Annotated in this window: 21 protein-coding genes, 1 tRNA gene and 2 rRNA genes; 10 read left to right on the top strand and 14 right to left on the bottom strand. The window is 71.0% G+C overall.

The features are described 5' to 3' along the window. Positions 1-70: 70 nt before the first annotated feature. Both ACFYPM_RS05280 and ACFYPM_RS05275 read left to right on the top strand, forming a co-directional pair. The gene (locus ACFYPM_RS05280) at positions 71-727 is read left to right on the top strand and encodes a TetR family transcriptional regulator (protein WP_387191523.1); all 657 of its coding nucleotides are present in this window, start codon (positions 71-73) and stop codon (positions 725-727) included. A gap of 69 nt (positions 728-796) precedes the next feature. Continuing rightward, a complete protein-coding gene (locus tag ACFYPM_RS05275) occupies positions 797-1,291 on the top strand; it encodes a hypothetical protein (protein ID WP_387191522.1) in 495 nt (164 codons plus the stop codon). A 390-nt stretch (positions 1,292-1,681) separates the two neighbouring features. Here the strand turns inward: ACFYPM_RS05275 and ACFYPM_RS05270 are convergent, their stop codons facing one another. Next, entirely contained in the window at positions 1,682-1,966 is a 285-nt protein-coding gene (locus tag ACFYPM_RS05270; protein WP_387191520.1) for a hypothetical protein, read from the bottom strand. 288 nt (positions 1,967-2,254) lie between these two features. Here ACFYPM_RS05270 and ACFYPM_RS05265 point away from each other — a divergent pair, with 288 nt between their 5' ends. Continuing rightward, positions 2,255-2,728 carry an SUKH-4 family immunity protein gene (locus tag ACFYPM_RS05265; RefSeq protein ID WP_387191518.1) on the top strand — a complete coding sequence of 158 codons (474 nt, stop codon included), beginning with the start codon at positions 2,255-2,257 and terminating at the stop codon, positions 2,726-2,728. A gap of 70 nt (positions 2,729-2,798) precedes the next feature. Here the strand turns inward: ACFYPM_RS05265 and ACFYPM_RS05260 are convergent. Beyond that, positions 2,799-2,885: transfer RNA gene (locus ACFYPM_RS05260), tRNA-Ser, on the bottom strand. 75 nt (positions 2,886-2,960) lie between these two features. On the opposite strand from ACFYPM_RS05260, the gene deoD reads away from it, so the two are divergent. Further along, positions 2,961-3,668, top strand: coding sequence for a purine-nucleoside phosphorylase (gene deoD, locus ACFYPM_RS05255; RefSeq protein ID WP_121652465.1), 708 nt, complete (start codon positions 2,961-2,963; stop codon positions 3,666-3,668). An 80-nt stretch (positions 3,669-3,748) separates the two neighbouring features. Here deoD and ACFYPM_RS05250 read toward each other — a convergent pair whose 3' ends face one another. Genes ACFYPM_RS05250 through ACFYPM_RS05235 form a run of 4 tightly spaced genes read right to left on the bottom strand, consistent with a single transcriptional unit; the run spans position 3,749 to position 7,246 of the window. After that, entirely contained in the window at positions 3,749-4,948 is a 1,200-nt protein-coding gene (locus tag ACFYPM_RS05250; protein ID WP_387191516.1) for an ABC transporter permease, read from the bottom strand. Further along, on the bottom strand, positions 4,948-5,643 hold the full coding sequence (locus ACFYPM_RS05245) for an ABC transporter ATP-binding protein (RefSeq protein WP_387191515.1): 696 nt from the start codon (positions 5,641-5,643) through the stop codon (positions 4,948-4,950). Before ACFYPM_RS05245 ends, ACFYPM_RS05250 begins: the two co-directional genes overlap by 1 nt. Further along, entirely contained in the window at positions 5,640-6,725 is a 1,086-nt protein-coding gene (locus tag ACFYPM_RS05240; RefSeq protein WP_387191513.1) for a peptidoglycan-binding protein, read from the bottom strand. Before ACFYPM_RS05240 ends, ACFYPM_RS05245 begins: the two co-directional genes overlap by 4 nt. Continuing rightward, a complete protein-coding gene (locus ACFYPM_RS05235; protein ID WP_387191511.1) occupies positions 6,722-7,246 on the bottom strand; it encodes a hypothetical protein in 525 nt (174 codons plus the stop codon). The genes ACFYPM_RS05240 and ACFYPM_RS05235 overlap by 4 nt, the downstream gene beginning before the upstream one ends. 130 nt (positions 7,247-7,376) lie before the next feature. Between ACFYPM_RS05235 and ACFYPM_RS05230 the strand changes: the two genes are divergently transcribed. Together ACFYPM_RS05230 and ACFYPM_RS05225 are read left to right on the top strand one after the other, a co-directional pair. Next, positions 7,377-8,033: a response regulator transcription factor gene (locus ACFYPM_RS05230; protein ID WP_357255565.1), complete on the top strand. Its 657-nt coding sequence runs from the start codon at positions 7,377-7,379 to the stop codon at positions 8,031-8,033. After that, positions 8,030-9,184, top strand: a complete 1,155-nt coding sequence (locus ACFYPM_RS05225) for a sensor histidine kinase (protein ID WP_387191509.1) — start codon at positions 8,030-8,032, stop codon at positions 9,182-9,184. The genes ACFYPM_RS05230 and ACFYPM_RS05225 overlap by 4 nt, the downstream gene beginning before the upstream one ends. 10 nt (positions 9,185-9,194) lie before the next feature. Here ACFYPM_RS05225 and ACFYPM_RS05220 read toward each other — a convergent pair whose 3' ends face one another. The 3 genes from ACFYPM_RS05220 to ACFYPM_RS05210 form a co-directional block, all read right to left on the bottom strand. Then, a complete protein-coding gene (locus ACFYPM_RS05220; protein ID WP_387193328.1) occupies positions 9,195-9,755 on the bottom strand; it encodes a nucleoside deaminase in 561 nt (186 codons plus the stop codon). A gap of 31 nt (positions 9,756-9,786) precedes the next feature. Continuing rightward, positions 9,787-10,314 (bottom strand): tRNA adenosine deaminase-associated protein, encoded by a 528-nt coding sequence (locus ACFYPM_RS05215; protein WP_387191507.1) that lies wholly within the window; start codon positions 10,312-10,314, stop codon positions 9,787-9,789. A gap of 380 nt (positions 10,315-10,694) precedes the next feature. Further along, entirely contained in the window at positions 10,695-11,078 is a 384-nt protein-coding gene (locus ACFYPM_RS05210) for a hypothetical protein (RefSeq protein WP_387193325.1), read from the bottom strand. Between the two features lie 70 nt (positions 11,079-11,148). Here ACFYPM_RS05210 and ACFYPM_RS05205 point away from each other — a divergent pair, with 70 nt between their 5' ends. Next, a complete protein-coding gene (locus tag ACFYPM_RS05205; RefSeq protein ID WP_387191505.1) occupies positions 11,149-11,925 on the top strand; it encodes a M23 family metallopeptidase in 777 nt (258 codons plus the stop codon). A gap of 29 nt (positions 11,926-11,954) precedes the next feature. Further along, positions 11,955-13,025: a PHP domain-containing protein gene (locus ACFYPM_RS05200; protein WP_387191503.1), complete on the top strand. Its 1,071-nt coding sequence runs from the start codon at positions 11,955-11,957 to the stop codon at positions 13,023-13,025. Positions 13,026-13,661: 636 nt separating this feature from the next. Here ACFYPM_RS05200 and ACFYPM_RS05195 read toward each other — a convergent pair. After that, positions 13,662-14,675: a DMT family transporter gene (locus ACFYPM_RS05195; protein ID WP_387191501.1), complete on the bottom strand. Its 1,014-nt coding sequence runs from the start codon at positions 14,673-14,675 to the stop codon at positions 13,662-13,664. Positions 14,676-14,806: 131 nt separating this feature from the next. Here ACFYPM_RS05195 and ACFYPM_RS05190 point away from each other — a divergent pair, with 131 nt between their 5' ends. Then, positions 14,807-16,477 carry a DUF885 domain-containing protein gene (locus tag ACFYPM_RS05190; RefSeq protein WP_387191499.1) on the top strand — a complete coding sequence of 557 codons (1,671 nt, stop codon included), beginning with the start codon at positions 14,807-14,809 and terminating at the stop codon, positions 16,475-16,477. 115 nt (positions 16,478-16,592) lie between these two features. Here the strand turns inward: ACFYPM_RS05190 and nudC are convergent, their stop codons facing one another. After that, complete coding sequence (gene nudC, locus ACFYPM_RS05185) at positions 16,593-17,510, bottom strand: NAD(+) diphosphatase (RefSeq protein WP_387191497.1); 918 nt, start codon at positions 17,508-17,510, stop codon at positions 16,593-16,595. 182 nt (positions 17,511-17,692) lie between these two features. Between nudC and ACFYPM_RS05180 the strand changes: the two genes are divergently transcribed. Beyond that, on the top strand, positions 17,693-19,507 hold the full coding sequence (locus ACFYPM_RS05180) for a VanW family protein (RefSeq protein ID WP_387191495.1): 1,815 nt from the start codon (positions 17,693-17,695) through the stop codon (positions 19,505-19,507). 54 nt (positions 19,508-19,561) lie between these two features. On the opposite strand, the gene ACFYPM_RS05175 is transcribed toward ACFYPM_RS05180, so the two are convergent. The 3 genes from ACFYPM_RS05175 to ACFYPM_RS05165 form a co-directional block, all read right to left on the bottom strand. After that, positions 19,562-19,810, bottom strand: a complete 249-nt coding sequence (locus ACFYPM_RS05175; RefSeq protein ID WP_387191493.1) for a hypothetical protein — start codon at positions 19,808-19,810, stop codon at positions 19,562-19,564. A gap of 201 nt (positions 19,811-20,011) precedes the next feature. Next, positions 20,012-20,128: ribosomal RNA gene (rrf, locus tag ACFYPM_RS05170) — 5S ribosomal RNA — on the bottom strand. Positions 20,129-20,213: 85 nt separating this feature from the next. Then, positions 20,214-20,438, bottom strand: a 23S ribosomal RNA gene (locus ACFYPM_RS05165); the annotation flags it as partial.

Below are 20,438 nucleotides of genomic sequence, written 5' to 3'. Positions count from 1 at the left end.
CAGGTCGCCATCAATATACGACACCGGGTGACAGGATCGACATGCAATGTTGTGAAGTAGACTTCGGTGCGTGGCTGACGGACTACGTGAACGGACGCGGCGCGCGGTTCGCGCAGAGCTCGCCCGGGTGGCGCTGGACCTGTTCGCGGCACGCGGGTTCGACGAGACAACGGTCGACGAGATCGCCCAGGCCGCCGGGCTGACCAAACGGAGCTTCTTCCGCTACTTCCCGGCGAAGGAAGACGCCGTGTTCGGCGGGGTGGACGTCACCGGCGAACAGGTCGTCGACGACATCCGCGCACGGCCCGCCGACGAGGACCCGTGGCAGTCCCTGCACCAGGTGCTACGCCAGTGGGAGCAGCAGATCCACACGTCCGAGCAGGCGCTGGCCAGCCTCCGCCTGATCGAATCGACCCCGTCGCTGCGTGCCCGCCTCTATCAGAAGCGGGCACAGTGGCGCCGACACGTCAGCGACGCGCTGCGCGATCGACCGGGCGTGCACCTCGACTCGTTCGACGCGGAACTACTCACCAACGCCGCGGCCGCGATCCTCGACACGGTCTCGCAGGAATGGCTGCGGTCCGACGGCACCGCCGGCCGGGCCGCGCTACTTGACCGCGCCTTCGCATTCCTGCACCCGGCAGCCACCATCCGCGGACACAACACCGGCTTTTTCGAGACACATCCCGCAGGGCGTTCAGAAATACGGGGACCGGCAGCAACCTGAACGCTCCCATCCCGTTGGGGACTGGGGGATTCCATGAAATTGCGACAATTTGCGTTTATTGCCACGCTGATGACGGCTGCCTCGATCGCTGGCAGCGGAGTGCCGCCGACCGGGCCGATCCCGGGCGGCCGGCCCACCGGCAGCGTGGAGATCATCGACCTGAACGGCCTGCGCAACATCGAGTTCGGTGACACCGAGCAGGAGCTGGCCCGACGCGGCATCCTGCTGACCAATATGGATGCCTGCGGGCCGACGCTTGTCGGTCACGACACCGTCAGCCCGGTCTTCGTAGAGGACAAACTGGTGCTGCTCTGGGTCGGTGACCCGATGCGGACACCGGAGGGCATCACCGCCGGGTCGCCCATCGGCCAGGTCTGGGCGCGCTACCCACTGGTCACCCGACTGCGCGCTCCACAGGGGACGCATCGGCTGGACGGGTTGCTCGCCGGCAGCGGCGACCGCGCGTACCTCTTCCTGCACGACGGCCGCACGGTCCGAAAAACCATCGCCGGGTACGCCGACTGGGCCCGCCGCCTCTTCGAGGAGGGTGCGGGCCCGTGCTGACCAACGCCCTTCACGCGCGGCCGGGCGACGGCGTCAGCGCAACGACCGTCAGGAGTCGTACGAGTGGGCCGCGGCGAAGGTCGTCGTGCCCGATGCCCCGCCATCAGCGAAAACCCGCACGTAGGGGGCGGTACCGTGCAGTCGGGGCCAACCGGCCCGGCCCGTCCGGGCGAAGTCGCTCCAGACCCGGACCATGTCGTCGGCGAGCCGTTGCTGAGCCGGCGTGAGCGCCTCGGCGTACTCGACGGCACCCGCTCGGCTCGGCGCAGCGGCACGTACGGTGTACCCGCCCGCGAGAATCGGGTACCGGGGTCTCGTCGCCGATCCCGGAGGAAGGTCCGTCTCGGGGTCGAAGCAGCCGGTCGGCGGTCGCTCGCTCCCATTCGTCGCCTAAGCGTCGACGATCTGGTCCGGCCCTCTTCCCCCATCGATGATCTTCACGTAGAAGCCGTGGTTCCTGGCGCTGCCCTGACCCTCCGGGACGATCGCGGTGAACACCGCGACGTTTCCGGTGACCCGCAGGCACGTCACGTCGGCCCGTCCCTGCGCTGCCAGCGTGCCGTCCGCCCGCTCGTGCCGGTACAGGAACTGGCCCTGCGCCGATCCGTCGGAGGCAGCCACCGCGTAGACGCCGAAGAAGATCCGATGTCCGACCGTGTTGGGCTCGTCGTACACGAAATGCCCTATCCCGACGACCGAAGACCGCCCGGCGGCGGCGCTTGTCGCCGCGGACGGTTGAGCCTGGGCGACAGCGGGTGCCGCCCCCACCGCCACCGCCGCGACCGCCGCCAATGTCGTCGCACGCAAACCCGATCTGAACATGCCGCCCCTTCCCAACCATCCGTCGCTGACGCCTTCCAGCATCACCAGACGCCGGTGCGACCGAATCCCTCAGGCGAGCCAGCCGCGTCCCCTCCGCAAGGGAGCCAGCGCGGCTGGTTGACGTTCGATAGATTGCCTTCCATGGCATCCTTGGACGAACTCGACGGGTGGGATTGGCTGTCGCCGGAGTTGCGCGAGCGGCTGGCCGGCGTCGATCTGCCCGAGGCACTGCGGCTCGACGAATATGACCTCTTTCTCCTCGGCCCGAATCTCACCTTGCGGGATGGAATGGTGCGGTTCGGATACGCCACCGACGGGCTAGGGGGCGAATTCTTTCTCGATCCAGGCACGGGTGCGGTGCTGGTCGTCGACGACATCCCGTCACGGACGTTCGTGAACTCGTCGCTTGAGTTGTATGCCCGCTCGTCACGCCTGGTCGCCAGCCTTGCGCCCGCGATCGTCGGTGGCGACCCGGACCACTGGGAAGACGCCAAGGAAGAGATGCGGCGGGTCATCGAGGAGTGGGATGCGCCGGCGATGATCGGGGACAACTACTGGGACTTCGTCTCGTGGGAGATCGCCGGCGGCAACTACGCCGACCAGTCTGGCCTGTGAACTGGGGCAACCTACCGAAAACGCCCGGTCGATCCTCGCGGATCAACCGGGCGTTCCTGCACTTCGTGAGCGGTGGCGGAGGGATTTGAACCCTCGGAGGGCGTTAACCCTCACACGCTTTCGAGGCGTGCTCCTTAGGCCGCTCGGACACGCCACCGCCGACGAGGGTACAGGACCGCCGGTTCGGACGCCGAACCGGTATCGCCCGCGCCGGCCTGGCAGGATCTTTGCCATGAGTACGCACATCGGCGCGAAGCCGGGCGAGATCGCCGAGCGGGTCCTGATGCCGGGCGACCCCCTGCGGGCCAAGTGGATCGCGGAGACCTACCTCGAGGGCGCGACCTGCTACTCGACGGTTCGGGGCATGCTGGGCTTCACCGGCCGCTGGAACGGCGTCGAGGTTTCCGTCCAGGGCTCCGGCATGGGCATGCCGTCGGCCTCCATCTACGCCCACGAGTTGATCAACGAGTACGGCGTGAAGACGCTGATCCGGGTCGGCTCCTGCGGCGCCCTCAGCACCGACCTCCAGTTGCGCGACGTGGTGGCCGCGATCGGGTCGTCCACCGACTCGAACATGAACCGGATGCGCTTCGACGGGTTGATCGACTATGCGCCGGTGGCCGACTTCGGGCTGCTGCGTACCTCGGTCGAGGTGGCCGAGCGGCGCGGCATCAGCATGCGCGTCGGGCCGATCCTGGCGGCGGACGCCTTCTACACGGACCGGCCGGACCTCTACGACACCCTCGCCGACTACGGCGTGCTGGCGGTGGAGATGGAGTCGGCGGCGCTCTACACGATCGCCGCCCGGTTCAAGGCCCGCGCGTTGACCGTGCTGACCGTCAGCGACCACATCAAGACCGGCGAGAAGACCACCTCCGAGGAGCGGGAGCAGACCTTCAGCCAGATGGTCGAGATCGCCCTCGACACGATCGTCGCCTGACCGCTCGAACGGCAGGACCCCGAAGAGCGGGATGCCGGGCGCGATCCGTCATCCCGCTCTTTCGCATCGGGGCGCGCCGGTCAGACGGCGGCCAGCGCCTCCGTCGGCGCGAGGCGGGCGGCCCGCACCGCCGGGTACAGGCCCGCGAAACCGCCGATGAGCAGGGTCGCGCCGACCCCGCCGAGCATCGCCCAGGCCGGCACCACTGTCGGCCAGTCCTGGGAGAACGCGTACCCCGAGGTGACCAGGATGCCCAGCAACACCCCGCCGATCCCGCCGAGTGCGGAGAGCAGCAGCGATTCGGCGAGGAACTGGGTCCGTACCTGTCCACGGGTCGCGCCGAGCGAGCGGCGCAGGCCGATCTCGGCCCGCCGTTCCAGCACCGAGATCACCATGGTGTTCGCCACGCCGACCCCGCCGACCAGCAGGGCGACCGCGCCCAGGCCCAGCAGCAGCCCGGTGAACGCGTCGTCGGTCGCCTCGGCGGCGGCGAGCGCGTCCGAGGGACGGGACACCTCGACCTCGTTCGGCGCCTCCGGGTTGGCGGTCGCGCCGAGCACCGCGCGGACCGCCTCGACCTGTGCCTCCCGCGCCCGGGTGTAGATGGTGGTGGGGTGCCCGTCGAAGCCCAGGTAGTCGGTCGCCGCCGGCCAGCCGACCAACGCCGCGGTGTCCAGCTCCGGAGCGAGTGGCGCGGCGGCGAGGATGCCGACCACGCTGAACGCCCGCCCACCCAGCAACACCTGCACCTGCGGGTCGGCCGCGATGATCCCGAGCCGTTGCGCCGCGGTGGCGCCGAGCACCACCGCCGGATAGTGGGCGGTCGCCTCGTTGAGCCAGGTGCCGCTGGTCAGCTCGGCCCCGACGGTGCCGAGCAGGTCCAGCCGGGCGGCCCGGGTGGCGATGCCACCGGTCTGCGCGGCCGGGATCCGATCCGAACGGTAGACCTTGGCGTCGGCGACCTGCCCGGTCGCGGACACCTCGGTCACCGGGCCGATCCGCCCGATCATGGCGACCGACTCGTCGGGCAGTTGGGCGTCCGCCCCGAACAGGGTGTTGCCCGGCTCGACGGTGAGCAGGTTGGTGCCGAGCGCGTCGAGCGCGCGCTCCAGCTCCGCCCGGGACGACGACGAGATCCCGACGACCGCGATCATCGCCGCGATACCGATGGCGATGCCCAGCGCGGAGAGGAACGCCCGCAGCGGACGGGTCCGCAGGCCCACCCCGCCGACCCGCAGGACGTCCGCCGGTCCCAGCCGGGCCGGGGTCAACGTCGCCATCAGCCGACCCCGCCCGGCGTAGCGGCCGAGTCGTGCCGCACCGCGCCGTCGCGCATCCGCACCTGCCGGGGCAGCCCCTCCGCGATCTCCCGGTCGTGGGTGATCACCAGGACGGTGGTGCCGGACCGGTGCAGCTCGTGCAGCAACTCCAGCACCCCGGCACCGGACGCGGAGTCCAGGTTGCCGGTCGGCTCGTCGGCGAGCAGCACCGTCGGCTCGCCGACCACCGCCCGCGCCACGGCCACCCGCTGCCGTTCCCCGCCGGACAGCTCGTGCGGCCGGTGCCCGAGCCGGTGGCCCAGGCCAACCCGGACCAGCGCGGCCTGCGCGCGTTCGCGCCGCCGTCGCAGGGGTACGCCGGAGTAGAGCAACCCGTCGGCCACGTTGTCCACGATCGGGACGCCGGGGGCCAGGTGGAACTGCTGGAAGACGAAGCCGATCCGGGTGGCCCGCAGAGCGGACAGCTCCCGGTCGGTCAGCTTCGCCGCGTCGTACCCGTCGATGAGCACGCTGCCCGACGACGGCCGGTCCAGGGTGCCGATCAGGTGCAGCATCGTCGACTTGCCCGACCCGGACGGTCCGACGATCGCCACCAGCTCCCCGTGGCCGATCCGCAACGACACGTCATCCAGGGCGACAACGTCGCCGGCGTACCGTTTGCTGACCCGCTCGAGCACGATCACGTCGCCGGTCATCTCGGCACCACCACCGTCGTGCCCTCGGTGAGGTCCGCGCCGGTGACCTCCACCCGGCCGTCGGCGAACAGGCCCGTGGTCACGGCGACGACCCGGCTCGCCTCCCCCTCGGCGAGTTGGACGCCGTACCCGCCCTCGGCGAGCGCGAGGAGCGCCGACACCGGCACGGTGAGGACGTCCGGGCGCTCCGCGGCGGTGAACACGACGTCGGCGCTGGCCCGGTCGAAGCCGGCCAGGGCCTTCGGGTCGGCGACCGCGACGGTCACCTCGATCTTCGTCTCGGCGTCGCCGGACTGACCGTTCTCTCCGGCCGCGCCGGCCTGGATGACGGTCTCGATCGTGCTGACCGTGCCCGCCACCGTCCGGGCGTCCGGCAGCCGCACGGTGACCTTCGCGTCGCGCTTGGCCAGCCGCTGGTCGTCCACGTCCAACTCGACGGTGACCAGGCGGCTGGTGCCGGTGTAGGCGAGCACCGCCTGGCCGGGTTGGGTGAGATCACCGACGTCCGCCTGGTGGCTCTCCACCCGGACCTCCCGGTCGGCGTACACGATCCGGCCCGCCTCGACCCGGCCGGTCTCGGGCAGGCCGAGGTCCTCCTGCCAGTCGCGGACGGCGTCGGCGGTGGCGCCGGTGTACTCGTCGTCGACGGTGAAGCCGGTGTGGCCCAACGCCCTGAGGTTCCGCTCGAACTGCGCGACGTCGGGGCCCTCCATGCCGGGGGCGAGCGTCCGGTACGCGGGCAACCCGCCGTAGAGGAGCACCACCTTCTCGTTGTCGACCGAGTAGAGCGCCCGCCCCCGCTGCACCGTCGACCCGGTCGGCGGCAACGCGGTGACGGTGCCGCTGAGCCGCGCCGTGGCGGTACGCGTCGCCCCGTACCCCAACTTGCCCTCGGTGGTCTCCAAGTCGGCGAGGGTCTGCCGGGTGACGGTCGCGGTGGCCGGTGGTGCGCCGCCGGCCTCGGCACGGTCTCCGCCGCCGCCGAAGCCCACCGCGGCGCTCACGCCCACGGCGGCGACCAGCAGGACGATGCCGCCGATGACGGCGGCGCGCAGCCGTACGCGTCGGGAAACGCCGGTCACCGGCCGCCCCCGAACTGTGGCGCGTTCTGCCGGCACTTCTCCATCGCGGCCTTCATGGCCGGGTCGCTGATGTCGATCGCGTTGCCCCCCTGCCCGATGCGGACCCTGCCGTCGGCGTCCGGGTCCGGAAAGTCCGGCACCCCGTTTTCCCGCATGCACTTGGCAAGCGCGCGCATCTGCTCGGCCTGCTCGGGGTTGAGCTGCGGTCCCTGCCCACCGTTGGGCAGCTTGTCCTGGCACTTCTCCATGGCCGCCTGGACCTTCTGCCGATCCACGTCCGCGCCGAACCGGAAGCCCGGACGGCCGCCCGCCTCCGGGTCGGGCATGTCCACCCCGTTCTCCCGCATGCACCTGGCGAAGGCGAGCTGTTTGTCCGAGTCGCTGACCGGCGCGCCGCTCGCCGTGGCGCTTGTCGTCGCCCCACCGGCGGTCGCCACCCCGCCGCCGTCGTCGCCTCCCCCGCCGCACCCGGCCAACGCCAGGGCGAGCAGGACGGGTATCGCGAGCATCTGTCGCCGCATGGTGTCCACCTCCGCTGTGGGTCCGACGCGACTCGTCGGAGTCGGCACCCAGTGCACGGCAGCGGACGTATCCCCGGCGTTACCGTCAGCGGTTACGCCGCCGTTACCGCACCCCGAGGACCATGGAGGGGTGAGAGTGCTTGTGGTCGAGGACGAGACCGTGCTGGCGGACGCCATCGCGGAGTGGCTGCGTCGGGAGTCGTTCGCGGTCGACGTGGCGTACGACGGTGACGCCGCGCTGGAGCGGCTCGGCGTCAACGAGTACGCCGTGGTGGTCCTGGACCGGGACCTGCCGGTGGTGCACGGCGACGACGTGTGCCGGGCGATCGTGGACGCGGGCGGGGAGACCCGGGTCCTGATGCTGACTGCGGCGGCAGCGGTCCGGGAGCGGGTGGCGGGGTTGGCGCTCGGCGCCGACGACTACCTGACCAAGCCGTTCGCCCTTGTCGAGTTGTCGGCTCGGGTGCACGCGCTGACCCGGCGCGCCCGTCCGGCGGCCCCGCCGACGCTGCGTCGCGCCGGTATCCAGCTCGACCCGGCCCGGCACGAGGTACGCCGCGACGACCGGCACGTGGCGCTGTCCCGCAAGGAGTTCGCGGTGCTCGTCGAGTTGCTGCGCGCCGACGGCGCCGTGGTTTCCGCCGAAGACCTGCTGGAACGTGCCTGGGACGAGCACATCGACCCGTTCACGAATGTCGTCCGGGTCACCGTGATGAAGCTGCGCCGCAAGCTCGGCGACCCGCCGGTCATCGAGACGGTGCCCGGAGCGGGGTATCAGATCCGATGAAGCGCCTGACCATCCGCGCCCGACTCACCCTGATCTACGGCGGGCTCTTCCTGCTGGCCGGTGTGGTCCTGCTGGCCGTCACGTACGTGCTCGTGGATCAGCGGATGCCCCAGCCGTTCGGGGTGAAACTGAGCGACCTGCCGAAGACCGCCCCCACGACGCCCAGCGGACAGAACATCGACAATGTGCGCGCCCTGTTGCAGGAGGCGCAGGACGAGGCCAAGCGCAACGCCCTGGAGTCCCTGCTCACCCAGGGTGGCATCGCGTTGATCGTGGTGTCGGCGGTGGCGATCGCCTTCGGCTGGCTGCTCGCCGGCCGGGCGTTGCAGCCGCTGCACCAGGTCACCGACACGGCCCGGCGGATCGCCGGCGCGGACACCGCCGGCCGTGGTCTGCACGAGCGGATCGCGCTCACCGGCCCCCGCGACGAGGTACGCGAACTCGCCGACACGTTCGACGAGATGCTGGAACGGTTGGACCGCTCCTTCGACGGGCAGCGCCGGTTCGTGGCGAACGCCTCGCACGAGCTGCGTACCCCACTGGCCCTCAACCGTGCCCTGGTGGAGCTGGCGGTCAGTCGGCCGGAGGCCTCGGCGGAGACGTGTCGGCTGGGTGAGTCGTTGCTGGCGATCAACGAGCGGCACGAACGGCTGATCGATGGCCTGCTGACCCTTGCCGACTCGGAGAACGAGCTGACCGACCGTACGCCGATCGACCTGGCCGAGGTCTGTGCGCACGTCATCGACCAGGCTGAGAAGCAGGCACCCGATGTCCCGATACGCCGGTCGCTGGCACCGGCCCCGGTCAGCGGTGACCCGGTGCTCGTGGAACGGCTCACCGTCAACCTGGTGGAGAACGCGGTGCGGCACAACCTGCGCGCCGACGGTTGGGTCGAGGTGCGCACCGGCCGGACCGACGGCCAGGCCACCCTGACGGTGACCAACACCGGTCCGGCGATCGCCGGCTACGACATCGAACCGATGTTCCAGCCGTTCCGCCGGCTGTCGCGGGAGCGGGTCGCCGGTGCGCGGGGCTTCGGATTGGGGTTGTCCATCGTCCGCGCGGTGGCCCGCGCACACGGTGGCACCGTCGAGGCGCAGCCCCGCCCGGCGGGCGGCCTGATCGTCACGGTCACCCTGCCCGCGGCCTGAGCCGACGACCTCAGCGGAAGAAGGCGCGCAGGACGGCCGCGCTCTCGGTCTCCAGCACCCCGCCGTAGACCTCGGGCCGGTGGTTGAGCCGGCGGTCGCGGAGCACGTCCCAGAGCGATCCGGCCGCGCCGGTCTTGGGCTCCCACGCGCCGAAGACGACCGTGGAGACCCGGGCCAGCACCAGCGCCCCCGCGCACATGGTGCACGGTTCCAGGGTGACCACCAGGGTGCAGCCGTCCAGCCGCCACCGGCCGGTCCGCTCGGCACCCCGGCGCAGGGCCAGCACCTCGGCGTGGGCGGTGGGGTCGCCGGTCAGCTCCCGTTCGTTGCGCCCGATGGCCAACTCGGTCCCGTCCGGTCCGTAGAGCACCGCCCCCACCGGCACGTCGTCCACGTCGGTGGTGCCCGCCGCCGCGCCGGCGGTGCCGGTGACGGCGACCTGCAGGGCGCGGCGCATCCACAGCTCGTGCCGCTGGCGACGGCCGACCGCACCCGGGTCGGCCAGGCCCTCGTGCGCGCCCGGTCCGGCACGTCCCACCACACCGGGAGTCGGTTGCCCCGGTCGGATCATCTCCAGTGCCGGGTCGGTGGCGTCCGCCGGCTCAGACCTCACGCAGCTCCTCGACCTCGTCGGCGCAGCCGAGCACCTGGCAGATCTCGGAGGTGACATCCGCCGGCAGCATCCCCTCGTGCGTGCACAGGGTCAGCAGCTTCTGCGCGGAGATGCCCAGGTTGGTCAGCAGATCGGCCTCACCCACCGGATCGGCCTCCGGATCGACGGCGGGCAGCTCGCTCTCCTCGTCACCGGTGGACGCCGGGCGTGTCTCCTCGTCGCCGTCGAGCCCGGTGACCGAGGTCTTCAGGTCACCGACCAGCAGCGCGCCCAGCGGAGACTCCTCGGCGTACGCGGAATCCGAACCGAACACCCGCAGGTCCTCGCCCTCGTCGAGACGCAGGATCACCAGGTACGCGTCATCGGCCTCGACGAAGAGCAGCGACACGTCGGCCTCCTGGTCGACGTCACGCAGCCGCTCGGCGACCTCGTCGATGTCGGTGGCGCCACGCAGGCTGACCTCGGCGGCGGTCCAGCCACTGTCGTCGCGCACCACGGCCGCAGCGAAGTACGACACGGTCCCCCCAATAGCCCTCGACACAGCGTCGACTCGTTACGCGTGCACGTTAGCCGGTCGGGTCGGCAGGCGACTCGTCAACGCCCCGAGAGGTCGGTCATTCCTGACAAAGTCTGATCAGCCAGTTACTCGACGGCGGGTAGCGATGAGCTCGCGCAGACGCTCGGTGCGCTGCCGCTGGGGTCGGCTGCGCTGACGGACCGCGCGGGCGCCCGCCAACTCGGCAAGCAACTGCAGGCGGCGTCGACTGCGATCGGGGTCCTGTCGCGGTGTGGTCCAGGCCATGGCCCCGAGCGTGCCGAGTCTCGGCGGCTACGTCAAGACAGCGTTCGCTACGCAGCCAACCGGGCACACGGCGCAACCGTCCGCAGCCCTCCGGATCACCACAGCGGCCAGTCGCCGCTGGTGGCCCAGCGGACCGCCACCACGGCAGCGGCGATGCTCCAGCCACCCGCCGTGACGATGGCCACCCCGGTGGCGACCCCACGATCGCCGTGGCGGACCAGCACCAACGCGGTCACCCACGCCAGCAGACCCGCCAACACCGTCCACCACGCGTAGCTCGTCACATCGGTGCCGAGCAGGCCGAACAGCAGCAGCCAGGTGGCCGCCGCGCCACCGCCGGCGGCGACGCCACCGCCGGTGACCGGGTGCGGCTCGCGGTAGGTGGGGCGGGACGGGGGACCGGCCGGGAAGAGCCCCGACGGGATACGCGCCGCCTGGTGCGCGGCACCGGGATCCGGGCCAGGATCGGGTCGGGCGATGGTCACCGTCGCTGCCCTCCCTCACGCGCGCCACTCGTGCTCACGGTACCGGCTCTGAAAGGATGACCGGATGCCCTCGCCGACGATCAGCCGCCGCGCGCGTCCGGTGTACCCGATCCTGCTGCTTCTCGCCCCGGTGCTGGCCGCCGGCTGCGCGACCACCCGACCGGGAGCGCCGAGCGACGCCGCTCCGACGACGCCGTCGGCGGTCTGGGCGACCGCCGACCAGGCGGTGTCGCCGACAGCCACGCCGAAGGCCACGCCGACGGCGACCGGTCCGGCCCGCCCGAAGCCGTCGTCGGCCAGCCCGTCAGCCACGGCACCCCGCGCCGGGGTGCGGCATGTCTTTCCGGTACGCGCCGGCAACGTGGACTACCACCCGACACACGGCGCGTACCCCGCCACGGATCTCTTCGCCAACTGCGGTGAACCGTTCGTCGCGGTGACCGACGGGACGGTGCTCGAGGTCAGTCGCGTCGACAGGTATACGAAGGGCGGGCCGCAGGGTCCGGACAACGGCGGCCTGTCGGTCTCCCTGCTGGGCGACGACGGGGTGCGTTACTACGGTTCGCACCTGAGCGTCGTGTCCAGCGGCGTCGACGCCGGGGTGCGGGTCCGCGCCGGGCAGCAGCTCGGCAAGGTGGGCCGCACCGGCAACGCCAACAACGTCTGCCACGTGCACTTCGGCATCTCGCCACCGTGCAAGGGCAAGGACGGCTGGTGGATCCGGCGTGGAGTGCTCTGGCCGGCTCGGTACCTGGATTCCTGGCGCGGTGGTGGCAATCGGGAACCGGCCGCCGAGGTCGTCGCGTGGCAGCGCAGAAACGGCTGCCCGAAGGCTCCCTGACCGGTCCCGCAGCGACTAGGTTCGGTGGGATGAAGGCCCGGGACCCCATCGCCGACCTGCGCCGCATCGCTTTCCTGCTGGAGCGGGCAAACGAGGCGACGTACCGGGTTCGAGCGTTCCGGTCGGCGGCGAAGGCGTTGGCGGGTCTGCCGGCGACCGAGGTGGCCGCGCGGGCAGACAACGGCACGCTCACCGAGTTGGCCGGGGTCGGCGACGTGACGGCCCGATGCGTGGCGGAGTCGCTGGCCGGTGAGGAGCCGGTCTACCTGCGCCGACTGGTGGCAACCGAGGGCAGTGACCTCGACGCCGAGGCCACGGCGCTGCGCGCCGCTCTGAAGGGCGACTGCCACACCCACTCGGACTGGTCCGACGGCGGCTCGCCGATCGAGGAGATGGCGCTGGCCGCGGTCGAGTTGGGCCACGAATACCTGGTGCTTACCGACCACTCACCACGGCTGACGGTGGCCCGAGGGCTGACCGCCGACCGCCTGCGCCGGCAGCTCGACCACGTGGCGCAGGTGAACGCGGCGCTGCCCGAGGGCTTCCGGATCCTCACCGGCATCGAGGTGGACATCCTCGCCGACGGCTCCCTCGACCAGGACGACGAGCTGCTGGCCCGGCTGGACGTGGTGGTCGGCTCGGTGCACAGCGGCCTCAAGGACGATCGGGCGAAGATGACCCGTCGCATGCTGACCGCGGTCGCCAACCCGCACCTGGACATCCTCGGTCACGTCACCGGCCGGATGGTCTCGTCCCGCCCGGCCGGGGTGACCGGGCCGGGTGACCGGGGGCACCGCGCCCGGACCAGGGCGGAGAGCGACTTCGACGCGGATGCCGTCTTCGCCGCCTGCGCCGAGTACGGCACCGCCGTCGAGATCAACTCCCGACCGGAACGGCAGGATCCGCCGAAGCGCCTGATCCGTCGTGCGCTGGAGGCTGGCTGCCGGTTCGCCATCAACACCGACGCGCACGCGCCCGGCCAACTCGACTGGCAGCGGTTCGGCTGTGAGCGGGCCGCCCTCTGCGGCGTCCCCGTCGACTCGGTGGTCAACACCTGGTCGGCCAAGCAGTTGGTCGCCTGGACCCACGAGCGAGCCTGACCAACGTCGCGTCCAACCACGGCGGCTCTGCTCGCCCGGCGACCCGGCCGCTCGGCCGCTCGGCCTTGATCGCCCGACCCGGCCGCTCGGCGCAGATCGCCCGACCGGCCGCTCGGCCTTGATCGACTCGACCGGCCGCTCGGCCTTGATCGACTCGACCGGCCGCTCGGCCTTGATCGACTCGACCGGCCGCTCGGCCTTGATCGACTCGACTTCAAGGAAATCGGCCTGTCCTACTGCCTTGGACACCCCGAATTCAATAAAGCCGAGTCGATCACGCGCCGCGCGCCGCGCGCCGCGCGCCGCGCGGAGCCGAGCCGCGCGGAGCCGAGCCGCGCGGAGCCGAGCCGCGCGAAGCCGAGCCGCGCGAAGCCGCGCCGAGCCGCGCCGCGCCGAGCCGCGCGAAGCCGAGCCGCGCGAAGCCGAGCCGCGCGAAGCCGAGCCGCGCCGCGCCGAGCCGCGCCGCGCCGAGCCGCGCGAAGCCGAGCAGCGCGAAGCCGAGCCGAGCCGCGCGAAGCCGAGCCGCGCCGCGCGAAGCCGAGCCGCGCCGCGCGAAGCCGAGCCGCGCCGCGCGAAGCCGAGCCGCGCCGGGCCGAGCCGGGCCGGGCCGGGCCGGGCCGAGCCGAGCCGAGCCGGTCAGTGGCGGGCGGGCTCGGCGGTGAGGGTGGCGGCGGGTGCGGTGGGCTCGGCGGCTGGGGCGGCGGGAGCGCCGACACCGACCACCGGGCGGGACTTCCGGCGCCCGAACACGCCCTGCGCGACCGCGACCCCCAGCAGCACGATGAGCGCGCCGACCGGCTGGTGCCAGTTGAGCCGCTCGTCGAGCGCCATGGCTCCGATCAGCACCGCGAAGATCGGGATCAGGTACGTGACGGTGGACGCGGTGCTCGCGCCGGCCACCCGGATGTTGCGCATGTTGATGACGAAGGCGAGCCCCGTGCCGAGCGCGCCGAGGGTCAGCACGCTGGCGACCACCCCGGCGGACAACTCGGTGGGCAGCGGCGGCAGGCCGGCGACGAACGGGGTGACGATGGCCAGCTGCACGCCGGCCAGCAGGAGTTGCGCCGCGGAGAGCGACAGGCCGGAGTAGGAGCTGCCGGCGACGAACCGCTTCTGGTACGGGATGGCGACGCCGTAGCAGGCGGCCGCGCCGAAGCACATCAACTGCCCGGTGAAGTGCGCGCCGCCGATGCCTTCCCAGACCCCCAGCACCACGAGCACCCCGAGGAAGCCGAGCCCGAGCCCGATCGCGCGGCGCACGGTCAGCCGCTCGGTGCGGAAGACAAGCACCGCCAGCGGCAGCACGATCAGGGGCGTGGTGGCGTTCCAGATCCCGGCGAGCATCGACTCGACCCGCTGCTCGCCGTAGCCGAACAGGGTGAACGGCACGGCCACGCCGAACGCGGCGCCGACGGTCAGGTGCGCCCAGATCCGGGGCTCGCGGGGCAGTCGGTCGCGCAGCACGGCGAGGACAACCAGGAGGGTCAACGCGCCGGCGACGACCCGGTAGAGGGTGAGCTGGACCGGGTGCAGCTCGGCCACCCCGACCTTGATGAACAGGAAGCTGGAACCCCAGATCACGGCGAGGGCGACGAAGCCTGGCAGCCAGGCGCGAACCGGTGCCTTGTCAGGAGTGGTATCCGCAGTCACCCCTGACACTCTGCCGGACCCCTCCGACAAAGTCGCGCGCCTTTCGGCCGTTGCGCCGCTCGTCACGTCAGTGGTTTGAACACGCCAAACGTCGTCGACACGAAGGCGGGGTGGTCACGTAGGGTCGCAGCGTGGGACGAATCGATGAAATCGCCAACCGTTATGTGGCCGAGTGGGCGCCGTTGAGCCCCACCGGCGCGACCTTCGTCGGCATCGCCGGCCATGAAGACCAACTCGACGATCTCTCACCTGAGGGTTACCGGGCGCGCGCGGACCTCACCCGCCGGACGCTTACCGAGCTTGAGGTGACCGAGCCGCAGACCGAGTCCGAGCGGATCGCCAAGGAGGCCATGCAGGAACGGCTCGGCCTGGACCTGGCCCGGTACGACTCCGGCGAGACCACAAGCGGCATCAGCGTGATCGAAAGCGGACTGCACGAGATCCGCATGGTGTTCGACCTGATGCCGACCGCGACCAGCGACGATCGGGCGAACATCGCCGCCCGGCTCAACGGCTTCGGCGCCGCGCTGGACGGCTACAAGACCACCCTGCGTAAGGCGCTCGCCTCCGGTCAGGTCAGCTCGAAGGTGCAGCTGGTCGAGGTGGCCAAGCAGTGCGACGTCTGGGTCGACCCGACCGGCGACAACTTCTTCCACGGGCTGGTCGAGCGGCTGGGCGCCGAGGGCTCGCTCGGCGCGGAACTACGGCGGGGGGCGGCGGCGGCGACTGCGGCGACCGCCGAGTTCGGCCAGTTCCTGCGTACCGAACTCGCCCCGCACGGGCGGGACAAGCAGGCCGCTGGTCGGGAGCGCTACGAGCTCGCCTCGCAGTACTTTCTCGGTGCCAAGGTCGACCTGGACGAGACGTACGCCTGGGGTTTCGCGGAGCTGGCCCGCCTGGAGGCGGAGATGCGGGTCGTCGCGGGACGCATCGCGGGCTCCGGTGCCACCGTCGACGAGGCCGTGGCCAGGTTGGACGCCGACCCGGCGCGGACCATCCAGGGCAAGGAGGCGTTCCGGGACTGGATGCAGGCCCTCGCCGACAAGGCGATCACCGAGTTGCACGGCACCCACTTCGACATCCCGGAGCAGGTCCGGCGCATCGAGTGCTGCCTCGCCCCGACCAGCGACGGCGCGATCTACTACACCGGTCCCAGTGAGGACTTCTCCCGCCCGGGTCGGATGTGGTGGGCGGTGCCGCAGGGCATCAGTGACTTCTCGACGTGGCGAGAGGTGACCACGGTCTACCACGAGGGCGTGCCCGGTCACCATCTTCAGGTGGGGCAGACCGCCGTCCGCGCCGACCTGCTCAACCGTTGGCAGCGGCTGCTCTGCTGGGTCTCCGGGCACGGCGAGGGCTGGGCTCTCTACTCGGAGCGGCTGATGGACGAGCTGGGTTACCTGGAGGACCCGGGCGACAAACTGGGCATGCTCGACGGTCAGGCGATGCGCGCGGCACGGGTGATCGTCGACATCGGCATGCACCTGGAGCTGGAGATTCCCAAGGACAATCCGTTCGGCTTCCACCCGGGCGAGCGGTGGACGCCCGAGCTGGGCTGGGAGTTCATGCGGGCGCACTGCCGGGTTCCGGACGAGAATCTGCGCTTCGAGCTCAACCGCTACCTGGGTTGGCCGGGGCAGGCGCCGTCGTACAAGGTGGGTGAGCGGATCTGGCTCCAGGCCCGCGAGGACGCCAAGGCCCGCAAGGGCGCCGATTTCGACCTGCGGGAGTTCCACCGGCAGGCACTGGACCTGGGCGCGCTGGGTCTCGACCCGCTGCGTCGGGCGCTGGCTCGGCTCTGAGCCAGCAAAGGCTCCAAGCGCCGGCGTTACGACGTACCGCCGGCGCTTGGAGCCGTGCCCGTTCAGCCGAGGGTAGGGCCGGCGGTTTGGCGCGGCTCAGGAGCAGCCCAACCGCTCAGACCCCGGCCAACCAGTCCTCGAGAAGGCGGTGGTCGATGGCGTCCACCCGCCCGAGCGTACGGCCGGAGGCCACCCGCTCCCGCAGCTCCGCCCGGGTGAACCAGCGCGCCTCCAGCAACTCCTCACCGTCGACGCGTATCTCGTCGGACGTGGCGGTGGCCCGGAAGCCCACCATCAGACCGGCGGGGAACGGCCACGCCTGCGACCCCTGGTAGGTCACGTCGGTGACGGTCACGCCCGCCTCCTCGGCCATCTCCCGACGGACCGCGTCCTCCAGGCTCTCGCCGACCTCCACGAAGCCGGCCAGCGTCGAGAACGCGTCCTCGGCCGCACCCGCATGCCGGGCCAGCAGACACCGACCCGGTGGGCCGGGCGCCTCGACCAGCACGATGATCGCCGGTTCGATCCGGGGGAAGAGGAGACGCCCGCAGTCACCGCCGGTGCAGGTGCGCATGTGTCCGCCGCCGTCCGCGACGGCCGACGACCCGCACGCCCCGCAGTATCGCTGCTGCCGATGCCAGTGCAACAAACCCCGGGCGTACGCCTGGACGGCCGCGTCACCCGGTTCGAGCCGCCCGACCAGTGCCCGCACGTCGACGGAACGTGCCGCACCGGCCATCTCGACGGCGGCCCGCTCGGAGAGTGCGGACAGGTCCACGGCAAACGTGGCCACGTCACCGTCGAGCCCCAGGAAGACCGTCTCACCCGCGGCGGACCGGACGAGCGACGCCCGCTCCGCGCTGAGCCGGACCGGCCCGTCCGCGTCGACGAGACAACGGTCCCGCCACAGCGCCACCACCACGGTGCCCGACTCGGCGAGCAGCGCGCTCAACCGGGCCGGATCGGTGCGTAGGGGACCCGCCCGGTCCAACCAACCGCCGCCGTACGCCAACACCCGCTCCGCAGTGTCCACCCGGTCACCGTGCCACGTCTGCGGTTGGCCGCCGGCAGCGCCCCCGGCGCGCCGACGACACGCCGGGCGACACGCGCCAGCAGCACCGGATGGGCGCAATCGCAGGGACGGCCGGGTATTGGTTACCGTAGGTGCCTCCGGGAGGGCGTACCTCCCGCGGCACCCTGGCGATCGAGGTTGCAGTGACGCTGTACGGCGAAAACAGTCCCCCCGCCGACGACCGGCCCACCGTGCAGGTCACCGCGGTCACCTGGCCGGACGACGGCTCGGTGACGACCTCCGCCCCGGGCGAGCCGGAGGGTGGCCCGAGCCGGCCCCGCCGGGTACGGATGCTGCTCGCCGCCGGTGTCACCGGTGGCGTCCTCGCCGCCGTGGCGGGTGCCGGAGCCTGGGCGTACGCCGGTGACGTTCCTCGTGGCACCACCGTGCTCGGCACCGAACTGGGCGGCCGGAGCCGCGCGGACGCCGACCGGGAGTTGCGGGCCGAGCTGGACCGGCGGGCGGCAGCTCTCGCCGGTCCGTTGAAGATCACTATCGACGGGCGGATCGCCGAGATCAACCCGGCCGAGGTGGGGTTGGCGGTCGACGTGCCGGCGACCGTCGCGGCTGCGGCCGCCGCCGACGCGCACGCGGTCAGCCGCCTGGTCGGCTCCCGCACGGTCGACCCAGTGGTCACCGTCGACGTGGACCGGTTGGACGACGCGCTTCGTAAGGTGCTCGGCAACCAGGCCCAGGGAATGACGATGCCGGCCATCACCTACCAGGGCACCACGCCGAAGGTCGTGCAGCCCAAGCCGGGGCTGAGCCTGGAACCGCAACGCTCGGCCGAGGTGGTGCGCGCCGGCTGGCTGGCCGGCACCCCGGTCACCGTGCCACTCGTGGAGAGCCACCCGGCGACGACCCCGGAGGAGTTGGACCGGCTGGTCACCGAGTTGGCCAAGCCTGCGGTCGCCAAACCGGTCACCCTTCGTACCGACAAGGGTTCCGTGCAGGTCCCGCCCGCCGCCATCGCGAAGAGCCTGCGATTCACCGCCGACAAGGCCGGCAAGCTGACTCCGTCGGTGGACGTCAAGCGGTTGCGGGCGGCGCTCGGCGACGGCCTGGCCGCCATCGAGGCGCCACCAAAGAACGCCACGATGGCCATCGCCGGTGGCCGGCCCACCACCAAGGATGGGCAACCCGGTCAGCAGCTGGACACCACGACCCTGGGTCGGGACCTGCTGGCGGTCCTGCCGAAGGCGGACGGCCGCGAGGTGACCGGCGAGCTGAAGCCGACGCCACCGGAGCTGACCGCGGAGAAGCTGGCCGGCCTGGGCATCAAGGAGCGGGTGTCCACCTTCACCACCCGTTTCACCGGCGGTATGGCCTCGTCGCGCAGCCAGAACATCGCGACCATCGCGAAGCAGGTGGACGGCACTGTCGTCCTGCCCGGGAAGACGTTCTCGTTGAACGGTCACACCGGCGAGCGCGGCTACGCCCAGGGCTACCGGGACGCTCCGGTCATCCTCGGCGGCAAGCTCGTGCCGGGCGTCGGCGGCGGTACCTCACAGTTCACCACCACGCTGTTCAACGCGACCTACTACGCCGGACTGGAGGACGTCGAGCACAAGCCCCACTCGTACTGGTTCGACCGCTACCCGGCGGTCATCGAGTCGACGATCTTCTGGCCGGACCTGGACTTCAAATTCCGCAACAACACGGAGTACGGCGTCCTCATCGACACCTCGTACACGTCGAGCACGATCACCGTGTCGATCTGGAGCACGAAGATCTACGACAGCGTGAAAACGGAGTACGGACCGCGTCGCAACATCACCACGCCGAAGCTGATCCACCTGGAACCCGGTGCCTCGTGCATCGCGACCAATGGCATCAACGGCTTCACCCAGGACGCCTTCCGGGTCATCAAGAAGGACGGCGCGGTGGTCAAGCGGGAGAAGTTCACCTGGCGCTACGACGCGGAACCCCGCTACGTCTGCGGGCCCAAGCCCTCCTGACGTCCTACCCGCTCCGAGGTCTCACCGGTGCTGACGTCTTACCGGCTCTGACGTCTACTCGCCGGCATCACGGCCCTGGCCGTGGCGCCGGCCACCCTGCGGTGGCATGGGCACCACCCGGGTGTCCTGCACTCGGATCTCGGCACGGAAACGGTGTGCGGCCGGATGCCACATCTCCTCGAACGGGCCCATGACCTCACCACCGATACCGCGGCGTCGTACCCGGGACGCCAGCCACCACAGGATCCCCAGGATCCCTGCCACGCAGCCGGAGAAGACCAGGACTATCAGCGCGTCGCCCAACCGCAGAGCGTAGCGGCGAGCCTCAGGCAGCCCGATGGCGATCCTCAGCCAGCCCGGCGTTGATCGACTCGGTTTTCGCGAACTCGGGGTGTCAGGCGGCCCCGGATACCGCGGTTTCGGTGTTCCCGAGTCGATCAACCATCGGATGGGGGTAACGCAGAAAGGGCCACCCCGTGATGGGGTGGCCCTTTCTGGAAGATTGTCCGGCGGCGTCCTACTCTCCCACACCCTCACGAGTGCAGTACCATCGGCGCTGGAGGGCTTAGCTTCCGGGTTCGGAATGTAACCGGGCGTTTCCCCTCCGCCATGACCGCCGTAACTCTATGAACATATCAAACAAACCCGGCACACGTTCACGGGTGTTCGCTTGTTCAGAGTTGCACAGTGGACGCGTAGCAGCTTAGTAGTCAAGTCCTCGGCCTATTAGTACCGGTCAACTGAACCCGTTACCGGGCTTACATTTCCGGCCTATCAACCCAGTCGTCTAGCTGGGGGCCTTACCCCCACAAAGTGGGGTGGGATACCTCATCTTGAAGCAGGCTTCCCGCTTAGATGCTTTCAGCGGTTATCCCTTCCGAACGTAGCTAACCAGCCGTGCCCTTGGCAGGACAACTGGCACACCAGAGGT

Source organism: Micromonospora sp. NPDC005203, from assembly GCF_042872705.1.
In the GTDB taxonomy this organism is placed as follows: domain Bacteria; phylum Actinomycetota; class Actinomycetes; order Mycobacteriales; family Micromonosporaceae; genus Micromonospora.
This window is presented reverse-complemented; position numbering and strand designations above follow the sequence as displayed.

Coding starts and splice junctions, on each gene's coding strand:
- ACFYPM_RS05275 (WP_387191522.1), top strand. CDS start 797: ATGACGGCTGCCTCGATCGCTGGCAGCGGAGTGCCGCCGACCGGGCCG.
- ACFYPM_RS05265 (WP_387191518.1), top strand. CDS start 2,255: ATGGCATCCTTGGACGAACTCGACGGGTGGGATTGGCTGTCGCCGGAG.
- deoD (WP_121652465.1), top strand. CDS start 2,961: ATGAGTACGCACATCGGCGCGAAGCCGGGCGAGATCGCCGAGCGGGTC.
- ACFYPM_RS05250 (WP_387191516.1), bottom strand. CDS start 4,948: ATGGCGACGTTGACCCCGGCCCGGCTGGGACCGGCGGACGTCCTGCGG.
- ACFYPM_RS05245 (WP_387191515.1), bottom strand. CDS start 5,643: ATGACCGGCGACGTGATCGTGCTCGAGCGGGTCAGCAAACGGTACGCC.
- ACFYPM_RS05235 (WP_387191511.1), bottom strand. CDS start 7,246: ATGCGGCGACAGATGCTCGCGATACCCGTCCTGCTCGCCCTGGCGTTG.
- ACFYPM_RS05225 (WP_387191509.1), top strand. CDS start 8,030: ATGAAGCGCCTGACCATCCGCGCCCGACTCACCCTGATCTACGGCGGG.
- ACFYPM_RS05220 (WP_387193328.1), bottom strand. CDS start 9,755: ATGATCCGACCGGGGCAACCGACTCCCGGTGTGGTGGGACGTGCCGGA.
- ACFYPM_RS05205 (WP_387191505.1), top strand. CDS start 11,149: ATGCCCTCGCCGACGATCAGCCGCCGCGCGCGTCCGGTGTACCCGATC.
- ACFYPM_RS05200 (WP_387191503.1), top strand. CDS start 11,955: ATGAAGGCCCGGGACCCCATCGCCGACCTGCGCCGCATCGCTTTCCTG.